The organism is Couchioplanes caeruleus (genome assembly GCF_023499255.1).
GTDB classification, from domain to species: domain Bacteria; phylum Actinomycetota; class Actinomycetes; order Mycobacteriales; family Micromonosporaceae; genus Actinoplanes; species Actinoplanes caeruleus_A.
In genome coordinates this window covers 665,241-684,530 of record NZ_CP092183.1, presented here as the reverse complement: position 1 = coordinate 684,530, position 19,290 = coordinate 665,241, and the positions used below count along the sequence as shown (strand labels likewise).

Annotated in this window: 17 protein-coding genes; 6 read left to right on the top strand and 11 right to left on the bottom strand. The window is 72.8% G+C overall.

Going from position 1 to position 19,290, the window contains the following annotated elements; all coding sequences use genetic code 11:
* Positions 1 to 43: 43 nt before the first annotated feature.
* Entirely contained in the window at positions 44 to 1,030 is a 987-nt protein-coding gene (locus tag COUCH_RS03195) for a Gfo/Idh/MocA family protein (protein WP_249610607.1), read from the top strand.
* A gap of 44 nt (positions 1,031 to 1,074) precedes the next feature.
* On the opposite strand, the gene COUCH_RS03190 is transcribed toward COUCH_RS03195, so the two are convergent.
* From COUCH_RS03190 to COUCH_RS03180, 3 genes are all read right to left on the bottom strand, one after another.
* Positions 1,075 to 2,082, bottom strand: a complete 1,008-nt coding sequence (locus tag COUCH_RS03190) for an inorganic phosphate transporter (RefSeq protein WP_249610606.1) — start codon at positions 2,080 to 2,082, stop codon at positions 1,075 to 1,077.
* 3 nt (positions 2,083 to 2,085) lie between these two features.
* The gene (locus tag COUCH_RS03185; protein ID WP_199510324.1) at positions 2,086 to 2,712 is read right to left on the bottom strand and encodes a DUF47 domain-containing protein; all 627 of its coding nucleotides are present in this window, start codon (positions 2,710 to 2,712) and stop codon (positions 2,086 to 2,088) included.
* Positions 2,713 to 2,871: 159 nt separating this feature from the next.
* A complete protein-coding gene (locus tag COUCH_RS03180; RefSeq protein ID WP_249610605.1) occupies positions 2,872 to 3,801 on the bottom strand; it encodes a hypothetical protein in 930 nt (309 codons plus the stop codon).
* A 124-nt stretch (positions 3,802 to 3,925) separates the two neighbouring features.
* Between COUCH_RS03180 and sigJ the strand changes: the two genes are divergently transcribed.
* Entirely contained in the window at positions 3,926 to 4,849 is a 924-nt protein-coding gene (sigJ, locus tag COUCH_RS03175; RefSeq protein ID WP_249610604.1) for an RNA polymerase sigma factor SigJ, read from the top strand.
* Here sigJ and COUCH_RS03170 read toward each other — a convergent pair.
* Positions 4,829 to 5,335 carry a DUF402 domain-containing protein gene (locus tag COUCH_RS03170; protein ID WP_249610603.1) on the bottom strand — a complete coding sequence of 169 codons (507 nt, stop codon included), beginning with the start codon at positions 5,333 to 5,335 and terminating at the stop codon, positions 4,829 to 4,831. The two genes, sigJ and COUCH_RS03170, sit on opposite strands and share 21 nt — an antisense overlap.
* A 164-nt stretch (positions 5,336 to 5,499) precedes the next feature.
* On the opposite strand from COUCH_RS03170, the gene COUCH_RS03165 reads away from it, so the two are divergent.
* Positions 5,500 to 7,434 carry an ATP-dependent DNA helicase gene (locus COUCH_RS03165; RefSeq protein WP_249613542.1) on the top strand — a complete coding sequence of 645 codons (1,935 nt, stop codon included), beginning with the start codon at positions 5,500 to 5,502 and terminating at the stop codon, positions 7,432 to 7,434.
* Here the strand turns inward: COUCH_RS03165 and COUCH_RS03160 are convergent, their stop codons facing one another.
* Entirely contained in the window at positions 7,435 to 8,694 is a 1,260-nt protein-coding gene (locus COUCH_RS03160) for an AI-2E family transporter (protein WP_430640958.1), read from the bottom strand.
* Between the two features lie 139 nt (positions 8,695 to 8,833).
* Here COUCH_RS03160 and COUCH_RS03155 point away from each other — a divergent pair, with 139 nt between their 5' ends.
* The gene (locus COUCH_RS03155; RefSeq protein ID WP_199510786.1) at positions 8,834 to 9,130 is read left to right on the top strand and encodes a GroES family chaperonin; all 297 of its coding nucleotides are present in this window, start codon (positions 8,834 to 8,836) and stop codon (positions 9,128 to 9,130) included.
* Here the strand turns inward: COUCH_RS03155 and COUCH_RS03150 are convergent.
* Together COUCH_RS03150 and COUCH_RS03145 are read right to left on the bottom strand one after the other, a co-directional pair.
* On the bottom strand, positions 9,127 to 10,839 hold the full coding sequence (locus COUCH_RS03150; RefSeq protein WP_249610601.1) for a PrsW family intramembrane metalloprotease: 1,713 nt from the start codon (positions 10,837 to 10,839) through the stop codon (positions 9,127 to 9,129). The two genes, COUCH_RS03155 and COUCH_RS03150, sit on opposite strands and share 4 nt — an antisense overlap.
* Positions 10,840 to 11,102: 263 nt before the next feature.
* Positions 11,103 to 12,311 carry an FUSC family protein gene (locus COUCH_RS03145; protein ID WP_249610600.1) on the bottom strand — a complete coding sequence of 403 codons (1,209 nt, stop codon included), beginning with the start codon at positions 12,309 to 12,311 and terminating at the stop codon, positions 11,103 to 11,105.
* Between the two features lie 125 nt (positions 12,312 to 12,436).
* Here COUCH_RS03145 and COUCH_RS03140 point away from each other — a divergent pair, with 125 nt between their 5' ends.
* The gene (locus COUCH_RS03140; RefSeq protein WP_430640876.1) at positions 12,437 to 13,081 is read left to right on the top strand and encodes an HD domain-containing protein; all 645 of its coding nucleotides are present in this window, start codon (positions 12,437 to 12,439) and stop codon (positions 13,079 to 13,081) included.
* Here the strand turns inward: COUCH_RS03140 and COUCH_RS03135 are convergent.
* From COUCH_RS03135 to COUCH_RS03125, 3 genes are read right to left on the bottom strand one after another with little or no spacing between them, the layout of a single operon-like run.
* On the bottom strand, positions 13,059 to 13,334 hold the full coding sequence (locus tag COUCH_RS03135) for a DUF4031 domain-containing protein (RefSeq protein WP_249610598.1): 276 nt from the start codon (positions 13,332 to 13,334) through the stop codon (positions 13,059 to 13,061). The two genes, COUCH_RS03140 and COUCH_RS03135, sit on opposite strands and share 23 nt — an antisense overlap.
* A complete protein-coding gene (locus COUCH_RS03130) occupies positions 13,331 to 15,127 on the bottom strand; it encodes a glycerol-3-phosphate dehydrogenase/oxidase (RefSeq protein ID WP_249610597.1) in 1,797 nt (598 codons plus the stop codon). The genes COUCH_RS03135 and COUCH_RS03130 overlap by 4 nt, the downstream gene beginning before the upstream one ends.
* Positions 15,128 to 15,151: 24 nt before the next feature.
* Positions 15,152 to 15,988, bottom strand: coding sequence for a winged helix-turn-helix transcriptional regulator (locus COUCH_RS03125; protein WP_249610596.1), 837 nt, complete (start codon positions 15,986 to 15,988; stop codon positions 15,152 to 15,154).
* A gap of 54 nt (positions 15,989 to 16,042) precedes the next feature.
* Here COUCH_RS03125 and COUCH_RS03120 point away from each other — a divergent pair, with 54 nt between their 5' ends.
* Positions 16,043 to 17,275, top strand: a complete 1,233-nt coding sequence (locus COUCH_RS03120) for an MFS transporter (RefSeq protein WP_249610595.1) — start codon at positions 16,043 to 16,045, stop codon at positions 17,273 to 17,275.
* A 68-nt stretch (positions 17,276 to 17,343) separates the two neighbouring features.
* On the opposite strand, the gene groL is transcribed toward COUCH_RS03120, so the two are convergent.
* Complete coding sequence (groL, locus tag COUCH_RS03115; RefSeq protein ID WP_249610594.1) at positions 17,344 to 18,966, bottom strand: chaperonin GroEL; 1,623 nt, start codon at positions 18,964 to 18,966, stop codon at positions 17,344 to 17,346.
* Between the last annotated feature and the right edge of the window lie 324 nt (positions 18,967 to 19,290).

Here is a 19,290-nt window from a genome sequence, read left to right as displayed (position 1 = left end):
GCTCACGCCCCCATTCTCCACGAGGGGCGATACCGTGGCGATCATGACGACCACGCGCTGGGGCATCCTCGGCACCGGCGGCATCGCCGCCACGTTCGCATCCGACCTCCCGCTCGCACCCGGCGCCGAGCTCGCCGCGGTGGGCTCGCGGACGCCCGAGGCCGCCGCCGCGTTCGCCGAGCGGCACGGCTTCGCCCGCGCCCACGGGTCCTGGGCCGAGCTGGCGGCCGACCCGGACGTCGACGTCGTGTACGTCGCCACCCCGCACGCCCACCACCACGCGGCGGTGACGGCGTGCCTCGAGGGCGGCAAGGCGGTGCTCTGCGAGAAGCCGATGACGCTGGAGCTGGCCACGTCGGCCCAGCTCGTGCAGGAGGCGCGGACCCGCGGGCTGTTCCTGATGGAGGCGATGTGGATGCGCTGCAACCCGGCCGTACGCCGGGTCCAGGAGCTGGTCCGCGACGGCGCGATCGGCGACGTCGTGACGGTGCACGCCGACTTCGGCCTGCAGGGCCCGTTCGAGGCGACGCACCGCCTGCGCGACCCGGCCCTGGGCGGCGGCGCCCTGCTCGACCTCGGCGTCTACCCGATCCACCTGGCGCACCTGCTGCTGGGCACCCCGGCGACCGTGCAGAGCTGGGCCCGGCTGACGCCCGAGGGCGTGGACGAGACGACCGGCATGCTGCTCGGCTACGAGTCGGGCGCGGTCGCGGCGCTGACCTGCAGCATCTCGGGGGCCTCGCGCAACGCCGCGTCGATCACGGGCACGCTCGGGCGCATCGACCTGCCGGAGGGCTTCTTCATGCCGCAGTCGTTCGTCGTGCACCGCGACGGCAGGGCGGAGACCGTCGAGATGCCGTTCGAGGGTCGCGGCTACCAGTTCGAGGCGATCGAGGTGCAGCGCTGCCTCGCCGCGGGCCTGCCGGAGAGCCCGCTGGTCCCGCACATGGCCACGCTCGACGTCATGACGATGATGGACACGATCCGCGCCGAGGTCGGCGTCGACTACGGGACCTCACCGCGCGGGTAGCCGGCGCCACGCGGCGGACCGGGAACGGTCCGCCGCGTGATCGGCTAGCTGAAGAGGGGCCGTACGCAGAAGTAGACGATGCAGGAGATGGCCGCCGCCGCCGGGAACGTCGTGATCCAGGCGATGACGATGTTGCCCGCCACGTTCCAGCGCACCGCCGACAGCCGCTTGGTCGAGCCCACGCCCATGATCGCCGAGGTGATCGTGTGGGTGGTGGAGATCGGCGCCTTGAGCACCAGCGCGTTGAAGAACAGCACCGAGCTGGCCACCATCTCGGCCGCGAAGCCCTCCGCCGGGCCCAGGTCGATGATCTTGCGGCCGAGGGTACGGATGATGCGCCAGCCGCCGGCGTACGTGCCCGCCGCGAGCACCGCCGCCGAGGTCCAGAACACCCACCACGGGATGTGCGTGGCGCTGCTCTGGAACCCGCCGGTGTAGAGGGCCAGCACGATGATGCCCATCGTCTTCGCCGCGTCCTGCATGCCGTGGCCGACGGACATGAACGCGGCCGAGACCGTCTGGGCGATCCGGAAGCCGCGGTTCAGCTTGCCCGGCTGGCCGCGCCGGAACGACCACATGATCGCGACCATCACGACGAAGCCGAGCAGGAAGCCGACGACCGGCGAGGCGACCATCGGGATGATCACCTTGTCGAGGATGGTGCCCCACTCGATGGTGGCGTCGGCGGCGAAGAAGGTCGCACCGACGAGGCCGCCGAACAGGGCGTGCGACGAGGACGACGGCAGGCCGAAGTACCAGGTGATGAGGTTCCAGACGATCGCGCCCACCACCCCGGCGAAGACCACGCCGAGGCTGGGGATGCCGACCGGGAGCTTGACCAGGCCGTCGCCGACCGTCTTGGCCACGCCGGCGCCGAAGTGCGTACCGATGAAGTTGCCGACGGCGGCCATCGCGAGCGCGACCCGCGGGGTCAGCGCGCGGGTGCTGACACTGGTGGCGATGGCGTTCGCCGCGTCGTGGAACCCGTTGGTGTAGTCGAAGGCCATCGCGGCGATGATCACCGCGAGCACCGCTATGAGCTCAGCGGACAAGGCTCAGGACTCCTTGACCGTGATGGTCTCGACGGTGTTCGCCACGTGCTCGAAGGCGTCGCAGGCGGCCTCGAGCTCGTCGGCCACCTCCTTCATCTTCAGCACCGTCAGCGCGTCGTACTCGCCGGAGAAGAGGCGGACGAGCAGCATCCGGTACGCCCGGTCGCCGTCGTTCTCCAGGCGGTTGATCTCGATCCAGTACTCCTCGAGGCCCTTCATCGACTTCAGCTTCGGCATCGCGTCCGCCGTGATCTTGGCCTGCTGGTCGAGGACGTTGACCAGCTCGTGCATCTCCCGGGGCAGCGACGGCAGCTCGGTCAGCCCGTACAGGTAGAGCAGGTTGCCGACCGCCTCCAGGTGGTCCATGACGTCGTCGAGCAGCGAGCCCAGCGAGTAGATGTCCTCGCGGTCGAACGGCGTGATGAACGTGGAGTTGATCTTCTTGTACAGATCGTGGGTGATCTGGTCGCTGTCGTGCTCGACGTCGGTGAGCCGGTCGCTGACGGACTGCACGTCCACCCCGGGCAGGGCCAGCTCGTTGAGCAGCTCGGTGCCCCGGACGAGGTTCTGAGCAGCCCGGGTGAACAGCTCGTAGAAGGCGCCCTCGGTGGGGCGGAAAGAGAACTTCACGACGAACCTCGTTCGAGGAAGGATGGACGGGTCTGGCGGATTCCCGGGGAATGCTAGGTAACACGTCCGGAGGTTGCAGAGCCCGCCTACCCCTGCTCAGCAGCAGTTCAGGGCGCGTTCACTTGCCGTTAACCTTGAACGCTCGCTTATCCGGACCTTTCAGACGGATTGCGTTACGTCCGGTCGCCGCGGCGACGGCGACGGCCGCCGGACGGCAGGCGCGGGCGCGACCCGGCGCACCGGATGCTTGCGCAGGTGCCGGGCCAGGGCCACGTGGTCCGTGTCGGCGATGACGTCCACGCCGGCCTCGCTCAGCTCGGTCCAGACCGCCTGCCGCGCCCGGCGGGAACCGGTCGGCAGCCCGCTGATGCGTACGCCCCGGCCGTCCTCGTGAGCCGACCGGACGAGCGCGTGCAGCAGGTGCCGCTCCTCCGCCGGGATGGGCTCGCAGCCGTCCCAGCCGAACCGCCGCGTCCACTGCTCGCTGACCATCGGCACCAGCGTCGGAGGCGCCGCGACGGAGCCGATGTCGTCGAAGGTGCCGTCGGCGAACGCGTACCGCTCGGTCTGGACGGCGAGCAGCTCGCGGACGTCGACGATGCCGGTGACGGTGACGGTCACCGCCCCCGCCTCCAGGTTGCCGTCCACGCACCGGCTGAGCAGCGGCGCGTGGTCACGCAACTGCTGGTCGAGCATCCGGTACGCCCGCAGCAACGCCCCCGCGTCCCGGTTCGGCCCGGCGAACTCGACGGCGAGCCGGAACGGCACGCGCTGGTCGCGGCACAACCGCCCGCCCCGGGCCTGGGCCCGCGCGAACAGCGGGGCGAGCACGAGCCGGCGCAATGTCCGTCCCGGTTTCGGCGCGCCGGGACCCACGTACAGCTCGCCGTGCGGACCCGGGCGCACCGGCACGGTGAGCCCGGCGAGACCGTGGCGCAGCACGGCGGGCAGCGGGTCGGCCACCTCGCCGCCGGCGATCGCATGCGCGGCGGGCAGGTACGGCCGCGGCCGCCGCGCCACCGCGACACCCAGGGTCGCCGCGCCGGTGGCCCCGGCGAGCGTCGCCAGGCCGCCCAGGAGGGTTGCCACGTCGTCGGACACCGTCCTACCCCCGTCTCCCCCGGCACACGAAAGGGGTCAAACGCCCCCATAGTGTTCACCACTGTGTCACATGTGACACCGGTGACCGGGCAATCTCGCGGAGAATTCCTCCATGCCGTCTCCGGGTCCCTCCGCGCTCCCCGCTCCTTCCCCGGCCGACTTCGAGGCCGAGCGTCCGCATCTGCTGTCGGTCGCGTACCGGATGCTCGGCAGCCGCGCCGAGGCCGACGACGCGGTCCAGGAGGCGTGGCTGCGCTATCGGCGCGCCCTCGACGCCGGCGAGGAGATCCGGGACCTGCGCGGCTGGCTCACCACCGCCACCGGGCGCATCTGCCTCGACGTGCTCAAGTCGGCCCGCGTGCGGCGGGAGGCGTACCCCGGGCAGTGGCTCCCCGAGACCTTCGTGTCCCGCCTCGACGACCCGGCCGAGAAGGTCGCGCAGAAGCAGGACGTGAGCCTCGCCCTGCTCGTGGTGATGGAGAAGCTGAACCCCGAGCAGCGCGTCGCCGTGGTGCTGCACGACGCGTTCGGGCTGCCGTTCGAGGAGGTCGCCGACGTCCTCGGCACGAGCGTCGCCGCCGCCCGGCAGCACGCCTCCCGGGGCCGCCGCGCGATCTCCGACGGCCAGGCGCGGCACACGGCCGGCCTGGCCGAGCAGCGCCGCGTGCTCGACGCGTTCCTCGCCGCCGCGTCCTCCGGCGACCTGCGCGCGCTGGCCGCCGTCCTGGCGCCGGACGTGGTCTCCATCGGCGACGGCGGCGGCGTGGTCAACGCGGGCCAGAACGCGGTCGTCGGGCTCGACAAGGTGGCGCGTTTCTGGGTGGGCATCCTCAACCGGCGGTTCCGCGAGGTCCCGGAGTTCAGCGTGGAACCGGTGCTGGTCAACGGCGACGCCGGCGTGCTCGCCACCGGGCGCTACGCCGACGGGCGACGGTTGCTGACGGTCATGTCGGTGGCCGTCTCCGACGGCCGCATCACGGCCGTCTACAACCAGCTCAACCCGGCCAAGCTGGGGTCAGTCGCTGACGGTCGATAGCCATTTCCGGTACGCCGACGCGAACGGCTCGGTGCCGTCGCCGAGGGCCTCGACGAGGTGCCCCGCCGCGGCGCGCGCCTCGGCGACCACCTCGGGGGGATAGCCGAAGCGCACCCGGTGGTCCTCGAACTCGTCCTCGTCGCGCAGCTCGATCAGGCCGGTGTCACGGCGGCGGGAGACGTCCAGGTCCAGGTCGACGATGTGCACGGTGTCGCCCTCCCAGCGCGCCGGGGTGGTGATGTCGCAGTAGACCTCGCTGGTGCGCGGCGGCGGGTTGAACATGCCGGTCCACCACGCGCTGTGCGGGATGAGCAGCACGAACGGGATCTGCTCCACGGACGGCTGGCCGTGGTAGACCGACGCCGTTCCCCGGGTCACCCCGACCCAGACCCCCAGGTCGTCCTCGTTGAGGCGGCGGGCCGGATAGTCCCGGTGAGCGGATCCGTCGTACTTGGTGTAGACCACCCGGACCATCTCACTCGGCATGACAAGACCCTAGCGGTGCGACGGTTTCGTCGGTGGTGGCGGGTACGGTCTTCGTCGTGACCGCCCCCGCCAAGTCCCGCCGCAAGTCCACGACCGCCAGAGAGCTCCTCGCCGCCGCGGTGGGCGCGGTCCCCGGGGGCGCTTCCCGGCCAGGTCAGGAGCAGATGGCGGCGGCGATCGAGCGCGCGGTCAAGGAGCGTGAGCACCTGCTCGTCCAGGCCGGCACGGGCACCGGCAAGAGCCTGGCGTACCTGACGCCCGCGCTGCTGGTCGACGGCCCGGTGGTGGTCTCCACCGCGACCCTCGCGCTGCAGAACCAGCTCGTCGAGCACGACCTGCCGCGCCTCGCCGCCGCGGTCGAGCCGGTGCTGGGCCGCCGCCCCACGTTCGCCGTGCTCAAGGGCCGCCACCACTACCTGTGCGTGGCCAAGCTCGAGCACGCCGACGAGGAGGCGCCCACCGACACGCTCTTCGACGACGCGCCGGCCCGCACGACGCAGTGGCTCGGCGAGGCGGGCCGGCTGGGCAAGCAGATCCTGCGCGTGCAGGAGTGGGCCGAGAAGACCACGACGGGCGACCGCGACGAGCTGGACCCGGGGGTGGACGACACCGCGTGGCGGCAGGTCTCCATGCCGGCCCGTGACTGCGTCGGCGCGGCGCGCTGCCCGTACGGCGCCGAGTGCTTCGCGGAGGCGTCGCGGGTCCGCGCCCGGGAGGCGGACATCGTGGTCACCAACCACAGCCTGCTCGCGGTCGACATGCTGGCGGAGCGCAACATCGTCCCGCCGCACAAGCTGCTCATCGTGGACGAGGCGCACGAGCTCGCCGACCGGGTCTCCTCGGCGGCCCAGGCCGAGGTGACCCCCGACGCCGTGGAACGCGCCGCCAAGCGGGCCCGCCCGCTGATCTCCCCGGACGCCGCCGAGGCGCTGGCGACGGCGGCCGACTCGCTGACCGTGGGGCTGGCCGACATCCCGGCGGGCCGGCTCACCACGGGCCTGCCCCCGCTGCTGCACCAGGCCCTGCTGCTCGTCGACTCGGCGACCCGCGCCGCCCTCGAGGCGATCGGGGACATCAAGGCCGACGACCCGGACCCGGTGCGCAAGCAGCAGGCCAAGGCCACCCTGGACGACCTGTCGACCACGACGCAGCGCCTGCTCGAGGAGTCCGACTTCGACGTGGCCTGGGTCGAGAAGAGCGATCTCGGCTCGGGCCGGCGCGCGGTGGTGGTCGCCCCGTTGTCGGTGGCGGGCACGCTCGCCACCAACCTGTACGACGAACGCACCGTGGTGGCGACCTCCGCGACGCTGACCCTCGGCGGCCGGTTCGACACGGTCGCCCGGTCCCTGGGCCTGCCCGCGGCACCGGCGGTCCCCGCGGCGCGCACCGGTGCGGGCCTGACCGCCGAGGCGCCGCCGACCTCCGGGGACGGCTGGAGCTCGCTCGACGTCGGGTCTCCGTTCGACTACCCGAAGCAGGGCATCCTCTACGTGGCGGCGCACCTGCCCCGGCCTGCCGCCTCCGGCCTGCCCGACGCGGCGGGCGAGGAGCTGCTGAAGCTGGTGGAGGCGCTCGGCGGGCGTACCCTCGGGCTCTTCTCCTCCCGGCGCGCGGCGACGCAGGCGGCCGAGCTGCTCCGGGCGCGGACCGACCTGCCGATCCTGTTGCAGGGCGAGGAGACGCTGCCGATCCTCGTCCGCAAGTTCAAGGAGCAGCGGGAGAGCTGCCTGTTCGGCGTGATGTCCCTCTGGCAGGGCGTCGACGTCCCGGGCGACGCCTGCCAACTGGTCGTCATCGACCGGCTGCCGTTCCCGCGGCCGGACGAACCGCTCGCGGCCGCGCGGGCGGCGGCCGTCGACGCGACGGGCGGCTCCGGCTTCGCCTCGGTGAGCGTGCCGATCGCGGCCGTCCGGCTCGCCCAGGGAGTCGGCCGGCTGATCCGCTCGCACGGCGACAAGGGCGTGGTGGCCGTGCTCGACTCCCGCCTGGAGACCGCGCGCGGTTACGGCGCCTTCCTCCGCAAGTCCCTGCCGCCGTTCTGGTACACGACCCGGCCGGAGGTCGCCGTCGGCGCCCTGCAGCGGCTCAACAAGAGCTGATCACTTCGCGTCGAGGGCGCCGCCGGTGGGGACCACGACCGCGTTCGGCGGCACCTCCGGCCGGCGCCGGACCAGCCGTCTGACGCCGGTGTTCAGCACCGCGATGAGCGGCACGGCGACCAGCGCGCCGATGATCCCGGCGAGCACCACACCGGAGGCGATGCCGACGATCACCACGAGCGGATGGATCGCGACGGCACGCCCCATGATCAGGGGCTGCAGAATGTGCCCCTCGACCTGCTGCACCAGGATCACCGCACCGAGCACGATCAGCGCGACGATCCAGCCCTGGTCCACGAGCGCGACCAGCACGGCGACCGCCCCCGAGACGCTCGCACCGACGATGGGGATGAAGGCGCCGAGGAAGACGAGCGCGGCCAGCGGGAACGGGAACGGCACCTTCAGGAAGACCAGCGCCAGGCCGATGCCGGTGGCGTCTATGAAGGCGACCAGCACGGTCGCGCGGACGTAAGAGCCGAGGGTCGCCCACGAGGCGTCGCCGGCGTCCGACAGGCTCCACCGGGCGTTGACCGGGAACAGGCGGACGATGAAGCGCCAGATCTTCCGCCCGTCGCGCAGGAAGAAGAACGTCGCGAAGAGCACCAGCACCGCGCTCGTCAGCACCTCCGCCAGGGTGGCGGCGGTGGCGAAGCCGGTGGCCGTCAGCTGCGACGTGTTCGAGTTGATCCACTCCTGCACCGAGTCGATGGCCTGGTCGACCTGGGCGTCGGAGAGGTGCAGCGGGCCGGTCCGGGCCCAGTCCTGGATCTGCCGGATGCCCGTGCTGGCGTTGTCGACGAGCTGCGGCAGGCCGTTGATGAACTGGTTGACCACCAGCGTCAGCGTGCCCGCGACCGCGGCCAGCCCGCAGATGAGGACCAGGAACGTCGCCAGCGAGGGCGGCAGCCGCAGCTTGAGCAGCCAGCCGACGGCCGGCGCGAGCAACGCGGAGAGCAGCAGCGCGATCGCGAGCGGGATCACGACGACGCTGATCACGCTGATCACGCGCAGCAGCACCCAGCCGACCACGCCGACGACGATCAGCCGCCACGACCACGCGGCGGCGATCCGCAGCGAGTGCGGCACCTCCGCGTCGTCGCGGCTCGTCGTGGAGTGGTGCTCGTCCACCGGCGGGGGCGGCGGCGGCTCGAACTCGATCTCGGGCTCCTCCGGCGGGTGGTCACCGTCGGCGCGCGCGGTGCGCACCGATTCCCGCCCCGACTCGTACGCCCTGCGAAGGTTCTCCCGTACCCGTTGCAAGCGGCTCAACCGCGCGACCCCCTCGCCCTCGACACGCGGTAACACCGTAGTCCAGACCGGCACACGCGCACGTCAGGCGCGGGCGTACCGTCCTCTCGTGAGCACCGACACCGAGTCCGAGGCCGGGCTGCCGATCCGCATGCTGCACGACCGAGTCCTCGTCCGTCTCGACGGCGGCGAGGGCGAGCGCCGGTCCAGCGGAGGCATCGTGATCCCGGCCACCGCGTCCGTGGGCCGCCGCCTCTCCTGGGCCAAGGCGGTCGGCGTGGGACCCAACGTCCGTTCCATCGTCGTCGGCGACCGGGTCCTGTTCGACCCGGAGGAGCGCTCGGAGGTGGAGCTGCACGGCAAGGAGTACGTGCTGCTGCGCGAGCGGGACGTGCACGCCGTGGCGGCGAGCCGGGTCGAGTCGGACGGAACCGGCCTCTACCTCTAGTAGCGAGGCGGCGGGCCGTAGTTGTACGGCGGTGGACCGTAGTTGTACGGCGGCGGCGGACCGTAGTTGTAGGGCGGCGGCTGGCCGTAGTTGTACGGCGGCGGCGGGCCGTAGGAGGGCGGCGGCGGGGCGTAGCCCGGGTAGGTGTACGCCGGCATCTGCGGTGCCAGGCGCACCGGGACCGGCACCACCGGCTCCTCCGGCGCCCGCACCGTACGCGTCACGCCGTCCGGGAAGGCGATCTGATAGCTCGCGCCGTCCCAGAACGCCCGCGGCATCTGCGGGTCACGTCCCACGAAGACCGACCGGTAGCCCGAGATGTCCGTGAGCAGCTTGCGTTCCTCGTCCTGCGCCCGCTGCTGGTCCTCGGGCTTGCGGTGCAGGCCGCGTCGCATGCCGTCCCGCAGCAGCGCGAGCTGGGTGGCGGCCGCCTGGAAGCCGCGCATCGCCCGCAGACCCGGGTCACCGGCGACCCGCTTCGCCCACTGCCGGGCCGAGTGGCGGCGGCCGAGGCTGCCCAGCGTCGCCACCTCCGGCGGGGAGAGCCAGCCCGTCCGCACGTACTCCGGCAGCACCCGCTCGCTGAGCCGCCCCTCGTAGCCCCGCAACGCGATCGCGAAGCCGACCGCCGCGAAGAAGAACGGGACCATGAAGCCGAGGTAGCCGTACAGCATGATCAGGGTCTTGCCGGTCGCCACGGAGAGCGTGGGCAGCAGGTTGAACGTGCCGTGCAGGATCATCGCGAGCAGCAGGCCGGCGATCGGGGCGAGCCAGCGCACCCGGCGGTCGCCCGACCGGGAGGCGACGCCCAGGCCGATGCCGGTCATCGACGTGAACAGCGGGTGCGCGAAGCCGGTGAAGATGATCCGCACGATGAAGATCAGGAAGAGGTTCTGCACGCCGGTGGCGGGACCGTACTGGTCGGCGCCCGACGCGTACCCGTGGCCGCCGAGGTAGAGCACGTTCTCCACCATGGCGAAGCCCAGCGCGGACAGCCCACAGTAGACGATGCCGTCGGTGATCCCGGACCATTCCCGGCGGCGGCGCCAGAACAGCAGGATCGGGCCGAGTGCCTTCATCGACTCCTCGATGAACGGCGCGACGAGCACCGCGACGAGGGCCTCCGGCAGACCGAGCTTGTCGAAGCCCCAGGCCGCGAAGCTGTTCACGCCGATAGCCACGAGCGTGGCGACCGCCGAGCCCCACGCGAAGCAGAACACGAGGTAGCGGATCGGCTCGGGCTCGTACCGGTCGAGCCAGAGGAAGCAGCTGACCAGCACCGGCACCGGCAGGATCGCGGCGGTGAGGCCGACCACGAGGCCGACGGGACCGTTGCTGAACCCGAGGATGACCAGCATGGCGATCGCGCAGATCGCGATGAAGCCGATGATGCCGACCAGCGGCAGCCAGCGCCGCCACCCGGCGCGGCGCCGGGGCATGGGCGGCAGCGTCGCGGGGTCGGGCGCCCGGTAGGCCGCGTCGAACGGCACCGTCGTCCCGGCGACCGGCTGCCCGTCCGGCCCGGCTGCGGCCCACCCCTCCGCGGGCGCGCCCCACCCTGCGGGGGAAGCGGATGCCGCGGCGAGGGCCGCCGGCGGCGCAGCGGCCGGTGCGGCGGCGGGCGCGGGCGGTGCAGCGGCGGGGGCGGACGACGCGGCGGGCCCCGGTGGCGGGGTCGGATCGGGCGGTCCGGAAGCTACGTCGGCCATGCCGCCAGCGTAGCCACCCGGCCGCGCCCCGGCGTGGCCACGCCGACGGAACCGATCAAGCACCCCGGCGAAGGAACCGGATCAAGCGTCGCGGCGACGCGACCGGCTCAAGCGTCGCGGCGACGGGACCGGCTCAAGCGTCGCGGCGACGCGACCGGCTCAAGCGTCGCGGCGACGCGACCGGCTCAAGCGTCGCGGCGGCGGGACCGGATCAAGCGTCGCGGCGACGCGACCGGCTCAAGCGTCGCGGCGGCGGGACCGGCTCAAGCGTCGCGGCGGCGGAGGACGAAGGTGCGGCGCCGGAAAACGGAGGTGCGGCGGGCGGCCTGGTTGCGGGCGTGCCGGCCGACCGCGCGCCGGACCAGGCGCGGGGCCTGGCCGTGCTCGATCCCGGTGGCGCGCAGCAGGTCCGTGACCGTCGTGCGGATCTGGGCCACGACCACGCTGCCCGAGAAGCCGACCCCTTCGTCGTACGCGCGCCCCGCCTCGGCCGCCGCGCGCAGCGCCCGTTCCCGCGTCGCCTCGGGCTCGGCCGCCCGGGACCACTCCTCCCGCAGCAAGCCGACCGCGTCGCCGAGCAGCGCGATCGCCGTCGGCAGGCAGGCGGGCATGGTCTCCTTGTCGTCCAGCGCCGTGATCACCCTGCGGGTCAGCACCCGGACGTTGCGCAGCGCGTACGTGAGCTCCGGGGCGCCCGCGACGTACTGGCTCAGCGCCCCGCGGACCCGCCAGCGTGCCGGTGCAAAGGCGACGTTCTCCCGGGCTGCGGTGGCGGCCTGGGCGAACGCGGCGAAGTTCGCCTCGGCGGAGCGGAGCTGGGCCAGCGCCTCGCGCACCGCGTCGGCGTCGGCCGCCTGCAGTCCCCGAGCGACGGCGTGCAGCCCGTCGGTCATGGCCTCGAGTGCGGGGTCCGCGGCGCGGCGTACGACGGTCAGCGGGTTGAGCGGAAGCAGGAGCGTCATCACGGTCAGGCCCACCCCGCCACCGACCAGGGCGTCGAAGAACCGCGTCCACGGCAGCCCCGTCGTGCTGGTCAGCGTGGCGACGAGCACCGCGGACGACGCCGACTGCACCACGAGCGGCGTACCGCCCCCGACCGCGGCGGCGACCAGGATGGCCAGCACCACCACGAGCCCGATCTGCCACGCCCCGGAGCCGATCAGCAGGATGAGGGCGTCGCCGATGCCGATGCCGATGGCCACGCCGACGACGAGTTCGACCGTACGCCGGGCCCGCTGCCCGACCGACGACGCGAGCGTGATCACGGCCGCGATCGGCGCGAAGAACGGCGCCGGCCGCCCGATGAGGTCATGGGCGACGAACCACGCGATACCCGCCGCTACGCCCGCCTGCAGGGCCAGGCCGGAGGCCGCGCGGATGCGGGACCAGCCGGCGCCCGCCCCGGACCGGGACCGGCCGTGCACCTCGGCGAGGACGGCGGCGAGCCTGTGCTGCGCCTCGGGGTCCGTCATGCTGTGCCTTCCTGGCATGCCCTCCCGGCCCTCACGGTCGCGGCCCGGGACCGCTCGCGCGGGCGAAGTTCGGTGCAGTCGGTCACGCCCTGACCCTAACCGGCGGGCATGCCAGGATGGCGGCCGTGACATCACTTCTCGATCGCTGGGTCGCCGCAGCCCGGGGCGCCGGTGCGACCGCCGCGGAGCCCGACCTCGAGGCCGCCGGCGGCTATCTGCTGGGGCGATGGTCGGAGCCGCAGCGGCAGTACCACGACGTGAGCCACCTGACCGCCGTGCTGGACGTGATCGACGAGCACGCGGGCCTGGCGGCGGCCCCGGACCGGGTACGCCTGGCCGCCTGGATGCACGACGCCGTCTACGATCCGCGGGCCCTCGGCGACGCGAACGAGCGCGACAGCGCGGACTTCGCGCGCGGGTTACTGGCCACGCTCGGCGCACCGGACGAGGTGGCTGCTGAGGTGGCGCGCCTGGTGGGGCTGACGGCCGGGCACGCCACCGAGGAGACCGACCCGGACGGCGAGCTGCTCTGCGACGCCGACCTGGCGATCCTCGCCGCCGACCCGGACCGGTACGCCGCCTACACCGAGGCGATCCGCCGGGAGTACGCCCACGTCCCGGAGGACACGTTCCGGGCGGCCCGCGCGCAGGTCCTCGTGTCGCTGCTGGAGCTGCCGGCGATCTACCGGCACGCCCCGCTGCACGAGGAGTGGGAGGCCCGGGCCCGCGCCAATCTGGAGCGGGAGCTCAGAGCGCTGGCGGCCGGTTGAGGTGCTTCGGGCGGCGCAGCCCCGCCACCCGCAGCCGCGCGGCCACCTCCCGCGGGGCGACGAGGGTGGCGCCGAGCCACAGCGCCATCCGGAAACGGTTCTCCGGGATGTCGTAGTGGTCGCGGTCGAATCCGCGCCGCGGCGCGCCCAGCATCTCGGCGAAGGCGTGCAGCTCGGCGTACGACACGTCGCTGACCAGGTGGGACCAGAGCCGCCCGCGCGCCGGCCAGCGCGGCTCGTCGACGAGGATCACCGGTCCACGTCGAGCAGGTCCGTCCCGCGGTCCGCCGCGTAGCCGCGGACGTCGGCCACGCCGAGGCGGGCGGCGTCGGCGGTCAGGTCGTCGGGCATCTTCTGCGACTGCCGCTCGGCCTCGACCCGGGCGAGGTAGTGCTCGACCTCGCGGTCGCGGACCGCCTCGTCCCAGCCCAGCGCGTCACCCATGACCGCGGCCGCGTGCCGGGCCGTCTCGGCGCCGCGGTGCGGCGTCTCGATCGAGATACGGGTACGCCGGGTGAGCACGTCCTCCAGGTGCAGGGCGCCTTCGGCGGTGGCCGCGTACGCGATCTCGGCCGCCAGGTATTCCGGGGCGCCGATCAGCGGCGTGGCGAGCGCGGGCTCCGCCGTGATCATGGCGAGCAGATGGACGGTCAGGGTGCCGTAGCGCTCCAGCAGATGCTCGACCACACCCGCGGTCACGCCGTGGCGGCGGGCGATGTCGTGCCGGTCGCGCCACGCGGCCGCGTACCCGTCGGCGCCGAGGAGGGGTAGCTGGTCCGTGCGCGAGGGCGTGTCCACACCCAGCCGGCGGACCGCGCGGTCCACCACGTCGGCGGCCATCACCCGGTAGGTCGTGTACTTGCCGCCGGCCACGAGCAACAGGCCCAGCATCGGCTCGATCACGGCGTGCTCGCGGGAGAGCTTGGAGGTGGAGTCGGCCTCGCCGGAGAGCAGGGGACGCAGGCCGGCGTACACGCCCTCGATGTCGTCGACGGTGAGGGGCCGCTCGAGCACGGTGTTGACCTGGTCGAGCAGGTAGCTGATGTCGCGCGCGGACGCGGCCGGGTGCGAGCGGTCGAGCTGCCAGTCGGTGTCGGTGGTGCCGATGATCCAGTGGCCGCCCCACGGGATCACGAACAGCACCGAGGTGGGCGTACGCAGAATCAGGCCGGCGTCGCCCGTGATCGCCGAGCGGGGCACCACGAGGTGGACGCCCTTCGACGCGCGGACCCGGAACCCCGGGCGTACGCCCACGTCGCTGAGCATGCGGGACATGTCGTCGCTCCACACGCCGGTGGCCGCGACGACCGTGCGGGCGCGTACCTCGAACTCCGGTGAGTCCGGCGCCTCCAGGTCGCGCACCCTGACCCCGACGACCTGGCGGGCGTCGCGGACGAAGCCGGTGACGCGGGCGCTGGTGACCACGGCCGCGCCGAGGCTGGCCGCGGTGCGGGCGAGGGTGACCACCAGGCGGGCGTCGTCGACCTGGCCGTCGTAGTAGCGGATCGCCCCGGTGATCTTGTCGGCCCGCAGGCTCGGGAAGAGGTGCCGGGCGCCGTCGCGGGTCAGGTGCCGGTGCAGCGGCATTCCCCGGCCCTGGCCGAACACCCCGGCGAACACGTCGTACGCGGCGACGCCGAGGCCGTAGTAGAGGCGGTGCCACACCCGCGCGGGCGGCGTGGCGGTCTCCAGCGGGACGAGGATCGGCACCGGGCGCACCAGGTGCGGCGCGAGCCGGCTGGTGAGCAGGCCACGCTCGGTCAGCGCCTCGTGCACGAGGTGCAGCTCGAGCTGCTCCAGGTAGCGCAGGCCGCCGTGGATCAGCTTGCTGGACCGGCTGGACGTGCCGGCGGCGAGGTCGCGCGCCTCGACCAGCGCGACCTTCAGGCCACGCGACGCCGCGTCCAGGGCCGCGCCGGCGCCGGTGACGCCACCGCCGATGACGAGCACGTCGAACTGCTCGTCACGCAGCCGCTCGAGGTCGGCGGCGCGGCGGATGGGCGAGAGCCGTCCGGCCGAATACCGGGAAACCGAGGGAGAGCGCACCACCCCACCGTAGCGCCGCGCCTTTCAGAACGACGCCTTCACCACATCCAGCATCTCGGTCACCGAGCCGGCCGGGTCGGTGACCGGGAACTGGACGGCCCGGATCGTGGCCCGCTCGTCCACGAGCAGTGTCAGGCGCTTGAACCGGTCGGTCCCGCCGGCCCGGAACGTGGGCAGGCGCAGGCTCGCCGCGAGCCTGCCGTCGGTGTCCGAGAGCAGGGGAAACGGCAGCCGGGCGTGCTCGGCGAAGGCGTCCAGCTGGTCCGGGCGCTGCGTGCTCACGCCGGTGATGCGTACGCCGTGGGCCGCGAACTCGTCCGCCCGGGCCGCGTACGTCGCCGACTCCAGCGTGCAGCCGGCCGCGCCCGGAATGTCCGTCCAGCCGGGTGGATAGCCCTGCGCGCCCGGGGCGTACGCGCCGGGGAAGAAGTACAGAACAGTGGGAGCCTCGACGGTGAACGCGGGGATGCGGTGGCCGGTGAGCCCGTGCACGCGGCGCGCCTCGGCGGAGGTCGGCGCGGCCGTGGCGGTCAGCGAGCCGTCGCCCATCACGTGCCGCGTACCCCAGTCCTGCAGCGCGATCAGCACCGGCAGCAGGCCCTCGCCCTTGGCCGTCAGCAGGTAGTCGTACCGCGGCGGGCGGTCGGAGTACGCGGCGCGGCGGAGCACGCCGCGCTCGACGAGACTCGAGAGCCGTTCGCTGAGCGCCCGGCGGCTCATGCCGAGCTCGCGCTGCAGGGCGTCGAAGCGGGTCACGCCGCCGGCGACGTCGCGCACGACGAAGAACGTCCACCAGTCGGTGAGCACGCCGAGGGCCTGCGCGATGCCGCAATCGGGATCTATGGGATCGACGTGCCGCACGCCGGTCACTATAGTCCGTTCCAGATTGGAACTCACTGGAACGGGGCGGGGACCGTGAGCGTGTTCTGGCGGTGGTGGACGGCCGGTACGACCAGCAGCCTGGGCTCGGCCATCGGGGGCGTGGCACTGCCGCTGACCGCGCTCGCGGTTCTCGACGCGACGCCGTTCGAGATGGGCCTGATCGCCGCCGCGGGCTTCGCCGCCTGGATCGTCATCGGGCTGCCGGCGGGCGTGATCGTGCAGCGCCTCCCGCTGCGCGGCGCGCAGGTCGGCGCCGATCTGGCCCGCGCCGCGGCGGTGGGCTCGGTGCCGCTCGCGTGGTGGTGTGGCCACCTCACGGTCGCGCACCTCGTGGCGACCGCGCTGGTGGTCAGCTTCGCCAACGTGATCTTCGACGTCGCGAACATGACGTTCCTGCCGGAGATCGTCGACCGCGACCAGCTGCAGTCCCGCAACAGCCTGACCTCGGGTACGCACGCCGCGACCCAGCTCGGCGGCCCGTCGCTGGGCGGCCTCGCCGTGCAGGCGCTCGGCGCGGTACCCACGATGCTGGTCGACGCCGTCAGTTACCTCGTCTCGGCGGTTCTGCTCCGCACGCTGCCCGCCCGCCGCGTGGACCGCCCCGACCGGTGGCCGCCGGTGGGCGAGATGATCCGCGAGGGGTTCGGGTTCGTCGTCCGGCATCCCGCGATGGGGCCGGGCATGTGGGCCGCCACGGCGGTCAACTTCGTCTGCGGTGCGCAGCTTGCCCTGTACCCGCTCTACCTCGTCCGCGAGCTGCACACGGCGCCCGGCCTCGTCGGGGTGCTGCTGGCCGCGGACGGGGTCGGTTCGCTGGCGGGCGCCGCCCTGACCACCCGGTTCACCGACGCCGTCGGCACGGCTCGCGGCCTGATCCTCGCCGGGTTCGCCTCCTCGGCCGGCGCCCTGCTGGTGCCGTGGGGCAGCGGGCTGGGCGCGTACGCGGCCTTCGTCGCCGGCAACCTCGTCTTCTCGGCCGGCGTGGTGGTGCTCAGCGTGACCACCCGCACGTACCGGCAGATCGCCAGCCCGCCCGAGCTGCTCAGCCGCGTGATGGCCACCGTACGGTTCGTCTCCTGGGGTGCCATCCCCGTCGGCGGCATCGCCGGCGGCGCGCTCGCCGGCCCGATGGGCGCCCGGTGGACGCTGCTCGCGCTGGGCGTCGTGACCCTGTGCGCGCCTGCCGCCTGGCTGCTCTCGCCGGTACGCGGGCTGCGCGACCTGACCGACGTCGCCCTGCCGGAGCAGGAGCCGGCGCTTCGCTAGACCGCGGAACGCGGAACGGGCCGCCCCTTGCGGGACGGCCCGTTCTCGTGGTGCTGGGTGGGCTGGACTCAGAAGTCCATGTCCCCGCCGCCCGGGGCACCGGCCGGGGCCGGGTTCTTCTCGGGCTTGTCGGCCACGACGGCCTCGGTGGTGAGGAACAGCGCGGCGATCGACGCGGCGTTCTGCAGCGCCGAGCGGGTGACCTTGGCCGGGTCGATGATGCCCGCGGCCAGCAGGTCGACGTACTCGCCGGTCGCGGCGTTGAGGCCGTGACCCGCGTCGAGGTTGCGCACCTTCTCCACCACGACGCCGCCCTCGAGGCCGGCGTTCACGGCGATCTGGCGCAACGGGGCGTCGAGCGCGATCTTCACGATCTGCGCGCCGGTCGCCTCGTCGCCGACCAGGTCCAGCTTGTCGAACGCGGTCTTGCCGGCCTGCACCAGCGCGACGCCACCACCGGGCACGATGCCCTCCTCGACGGCCGCCTTCGCGTTGCGAACGGCGTCCTCGATGCGGTGCTTGCGCTCCTTGAGCTCGACCTCGGTGGCCGCGCCGACCTTGATGACCGCAACGCCGCCGGCCAGCTTGGCCAGGCGCTCCTGCAGCTTCTCGCGGTCGTAGTCGGAGTCCGACTTCTCGATCTCGGCGCGGATCTGGTTGACCCGGCCCTGGATCTGCTCGGCGTTGCCGGCACCGTCGACGATGGTGGTCTCGTCCTTGGTGATGACGACCTTGCGGGCCTGGCCCAGCAGGCTCAGGTCGGCGGCGTCGAGCTTGAGGCCGACCTCCTCGCTGATGACCGTGCCGCCGGTGAGGATGGCGATGTCGTCCAGCATGGCCTTGCGGCGGTCACCGAAGCCCGGGGCCTTGACGGCGACGGACTTGAAGGTGCCACGGACCTTGTTGACGACCAGGGTCGCCAGGGCCTCGCCCTCGACGTCCTCGGCGATGATGACCAGCGGCTTGCCGCCCTGCATGACCTTCTCCAGCACGGGGAGCAGGTCCTTCACGGCGGAGATCTTGCTGTTCGCGATGAGGATGTACGGGTCGTCGAAGACGGCCTCCATCCGCTCGGCGTCGGTCATGAAGTACGCCGAGATGTAGCCCTTGTCGAAGCGCATGCCCTCGGTGAGCTCCAGCTCGAGCCCGAAGGTGTTGCTCTCCTCGACGGTGATGACGCCTTCCTTGCCGACCTTGTCCATGGCCTCGGCGATGATCTCGCCGACCGTGGTGTCACCGGCGGAGATGGAGGCGGTGGAGGCGATCTGCTCCTTGGTCTCCACGTCCTTGGCGATCTGCGTGAGGCCCTCGGAGACGCTCGCGACGGCGGCCTCGATGCCCCGCTTCAGGGCCATCGGGTTCGCACCGGCCGCGACGTTGCGCAGACCCTCACGGACCAGCGCCTGGGCGAGGACGGTCGCCGTCGTCGTGCCGTCGCCGGCCACGTCGTCGGTCTTCTTCGCGACCTCCTTGACCAGCTCGGCGCCGATCTTCTCGTAGGGGTCCTCGAGCTCGATCTCCTTGGCAATCGACACACCATCGTTGGTGATGGTGGGCGCGCCCCACTTCTTCTCGAGCACGACGTTGCGGCCCTTGGGACCCAGCGTCACCTTGACGGCGTCGGCGAGCTGGTTCATGCCCCGCTCGAGGCCGCGACGCGCTTCCTCGTCGAATGCGATGATCTTGGCCATACGGCTGTGTCCTCCTGGACATCCGCGGTGCCGGGCCTCGTCGGCCCCGCCCTCCGCACGTTGAGGAACTCTGCGGACGTCGCCACCTGGCGATGCGACGTCCTCAGGTCGAGCCGGATAGCCCGCGACGACCGGTCCCGTGCCCGGCGCCGATGGCGGCGCCGCAGCCGTGACCCCACCGTCCCGACCTGTTGGCACTCACACCTCGCGAGTGCCAATGACTTGTTTAGCACTCTGGTGGGGCGAGTGCAAGGACAACGGTCATGTCCCGGACGGAGCCCGCGCCGACCGCCCTGATCAAGATGCGTGAACAATCCACCCGCC

What these genes read in the sequence shown, in the direction of transcription:
- COUCH_RS03195 (WP_249610607.1), top strand. Translation starts at nt 44, where the DNA reads ATGACGACCACGCGCTGGGGCATCCTCGGCACCGGCGGCATCGCCGCC.
- COUCH_RS03150 (WP_249610601.1), bottom strand. Translation starts at nt 10,839, where the DNA reads ATGGCCGACGTAGCTTCCGGACCGCCCGATCCGACCCCGCCACCGGGG.
- COUCH_RS03170 (WP_249610603.1), bottom strand. Translation starts at nt 5,335, where the DNA reads ATGCCGAGTGAGATGGTCCGGGTGGTCTACACCAAGTACGACGGATCC.
- COUCH_RS03155 (WP_199510786.1), top strand. Translation starts at nt 8,834, where the DNA reads ATGCTGCACGACCGAGTCCTCGTCCGTCTCGACGGCGGCGAGGGCGAG.
- sigJ (WP_249610604.1), top strand. Translation starts at nt 3,926, where the DNA reads ATGCCGTCTCCGGGTCCCTCCGCGCTCCCCGCTCCTTCCCCGGCCGAC.
- groL (WP_249610594.1), bottom strand. Translation starts at nt 18,966, where the DNA reads ATGGCCAAGATCATCGCATTCGACGAGGAAGCGCGTCGCGGCCTCGAG.
- COUCH_RS03165 (WP_249613542.1), top strand. Translation starts at nt 5,500, where the DNA reads ATGGCGGCGGCGATCGAGCGCGCGGTCAAGGAGCGTGAGCACCTGCTC.
- COUCH_RS03145 (WP_249610600.1), bottom strand. Translation starts at nt 12,311, where the DNA reads ATGACGGACCCCGAGGCGCAGCACAGGCTCGCCGCCGTCCTCGCCGAG.